The organism is Caulobacter sp. (assembly GCF_035254145.1).
Classification (GTDB): Bacteria; Pseudomonadota; Alphaproteobacteria; order Caulobacterales; family Caulobacteraceae; genus Caulobacter.
Genome location: NZ_DATFAV010000286.1, coordinates 1 through 2,401, shown reverse-complemented (window position 1 = coordinate 2,401; position 2,401 = coordinate 1). Strand labels below are relative to the sequence as shown.

General features: G+C 68.6%; 3 protein-coding genes and 1 pseudogene. All 4 read left to right on the top strand.

Translation table 11 applies throughout. The annotated features are described in order from the left end of the window. Positions 1–106 (top strand): hypothetical protein (locus tag VJ655_RS17320; RefSeq protein ID WP_324113236.1); only part of this gene is annotated, 106 nt, incomplete at its 5' end. Continuing rightward, a complete protein-coding gene (locus VJ655_RS17315; protein ID WP_324113234.1) occupies positions 103–852 on the top strand; it encodes an ABC transporter ATP-binding protein in 750 nt (249 codons plus the stop codon). The genes VJ655_RS17320 and VJ655_RS17315, both read left to right, overlap by 4 nt. Before the next feature lie 19 nt (positions 853–871). Continuing rightward, positions 872–1,879: an HlyD family secretion protein gene (locus VJ655_RS17310; protein ID WP_324113232.1), complete on the top strand. Its 1,008-nt coding sequence runs from the start codon at positions 872–874 to the stop codon at positions 1,877–1,879. A 21-nt stretch (positions 1,880–1,900) separates the two neighbouring features. Next, positions 1,901–2,009 (top strand): annotated as a pseudogene (locus VJ655_RS17305) (hypothetical protein); the annotation flags it as partial. Positions 2,010–2,401 lie beyond the last annotated feature (392 nt).

Below are 2,401 nucleotides of genomic sequence, written 5' to 3'. Positions count from 1 at the left end.
GCTGGTGGGCGTGGTCGCCGTCTTCCTGATCGTCATCGCCATGCTCTCCGGCTTCCTGTCGCTGGGCATCCTCAAGAACAGCCAACCCGCGGATCTGCTGCGATGAGCAACGATCACAGCCACAAGCGCGGCCAGAGCGCGTTGTCCGCCAAGGGCCTGGTCAAGCGGTTCAAGACCGGCCGCACCTTCATCGAGGTGCTCAAGGGCGTCGATTTCGACGCCAGGCACGGCGACGTGACCATGGTCATGGGCCCCTCCGGCTCGGGCAAGTCGACACTGGTGGCGGCGCTTTCAGGCCTGCTGAAACCGGATGAAGGCAAGGTTTCGGCCCTTGAGGCCAAGGACCTGTGGTCCCTGCCCAAGGGCCGGATCGACAAGTTCCGCCTCGATCACTGCGGCTTCATCTTCCAGGGCTTCAACCTGTTCCCGGCCCTCACGGCCAAGCAGCAGGTGATGACGGTTCTGAAGTACCAGGACGTCGGCCCTGGCGAGGCCGCGCGCCGCGCCCAGGCCGCGCTGGAGTCGGTGGGCCTGGGCCCCCGCGTCAACCAGCGCCCGTCCGAGCTTTCGGGCGGCGAGAAGCAGCGCGTGGCCATCGCCCGCGCCCTGGCCAAGAACCCGAACCTGATCTTCGCGGACGAACCGACCTCGGCCCTCGACGGCAAGAGCGGCGAGACCGTGATCAAGCTGCTGCGCGCGGCCGCCACCGAGCGCGGCGCGGCGGTGATCTGCGTGACGCACGACCCGCGGCTCGAGGCCTATGCCGACCGCGTCATCCACATCGAAGACGGCCGGATCCTGGACGACGTGCGACGCACGCCTGACGCCCATCCCGCGCCGCTCAGCCACTGATTTCTGGGGAAAACTCGACATGCCCGGCTTCCTGCGCCGACCCGCCTTCTGGATCGCCATCATCGTCGTCGCGCTGATCGGCGGCGGCTTCTTCTATGTGAAGAGCCAGGCGGCCGAGAAGAAGAAGAAACTCGAGGCCGCCGCCGCCCAGGAGGAGCCCTCCCCCTACGCCGCCATCGCCCAGGGCAAGGCCGACGTCGAGGGCGGCGTGATCCAGGTGGCCGCGCGCCGCCAGGGCATCGTCCGCGACGTTTACGTCCAGGAAGGCGACATCGTGAAGATGGGCCAGCCCCTGGCCAAGCAGGAGGACGACGACGTCCGCCTGGCCTCGCAGACCGCCGCGGCGAGCCTGGCCTCGGCCAAGGCCCAGCTGCAGCTCTACCAGGTGCAGCTGCGTACGGCCCAGCGCGAATACGCCCGCCTGCAGAACCTGGCGGCCTCCAACTTCGTCGCCGCCCAGCGCCTGGACGCCGCCCGCGATCAGATCGCCTCGGCTCAAGCCAATATCGGCGCCCAGCAGGCCGCCATCGGCGTCGCCGCCGCCCAGGTCGCCCAGGCCCGGTACAACCAGGAACTGACGATCATCCGCGCCCCGGCCGACGGCCGCATCGCCCGTCGCCAGGCCAATCCCGGCGCCGGCGCCTCGACCCTGAACGTCACCGCCATGTTCGATCTGGAGCCCAACACCCAGCGCATCGTGCGGGCCGAGATCGTCGAGGCCGACCTGCCGAACGTCACCATCGGCCAGGAGGTCGAGATCCAGCCCGAAAGCGATCCCGACAAGATCTACGTCGGCAAGATGCTGCGCCGCGCCGCCGTCTTCGGGGCCCGCAAGCTGGCCTCGGACGACCCCAGCCAGCGCAGCGACGAGCGCGTCGTCGAGGTGGTGGTCAGCGCCGACGGCGCCCCGCTGCTGGTCGGCCAGCGCGTGCTGGTCAAGTTCATGAAGCCCGGCCAGAAAGCCGGCATCAAGCGCGACAAGCCGACGCCGCCGGTGGCGGGCGGCATGACGAAGAAGAAGGCGTAGGGGCGAGAGTCTTGATCCTCCCCCCAGCGGGGGAGGTGGCCGAAGGCCGGAGGGGGAAGTGCTGGAGAGCCTGCCTCTTCCCCCTCCGTCGTCTCTTCGAGCCGACACCTCCCCCGCTAGGGGGAGGATTTAAGGGGATTGGCGTGGCTGAGCGCTCGGCGTTCGCGATATCAAGCCGAACGAAATCAATCCCTTCCCGCTTTTACGCGCTCCCGAATGATCCGCGTTCAAAACCGCCCCCATACTCTTCCTCACCCGATGGCTTGGAAGGGACGTCCGGCCGGCGATCGTGACGGCTGTCGGGGGTGGTCGAGCGGGATGGGTTCGGGCTGAAATCGCCCGGACGGTCCGGGGACCGGGTCGCCAGCCCGGCCCGCCCGTCGGGGGCCTCTTTCGGAAGCGGGTTAAGACCCCGCGCGTCGAGGGCTCACCGGATAACGACCGCGCGGAGCGTCCTGGCTTCGTCGAAACGGTACTCACTACCCAAACCTCCGGACGAACGTCCGGCGCTCCGCATCCCCT

Excerpts from the sequence above, each read along its gene's own strand:
- VJ655_RS17315 (WP_324113234.1), top strand. The coding sequence starts at position 103 with ATGAGCAACGATCACAGCCACAAGCGCGGCCAGAGCGCGTTGTCCGCC.
- VJ655_RS17310 (WP_324113232.1), top strand. The coding sequence starts at position 872 with ATGCCCGGCTTCCTGCGCCGACCCGCCTTCTGGATCGCCATCATCGTC.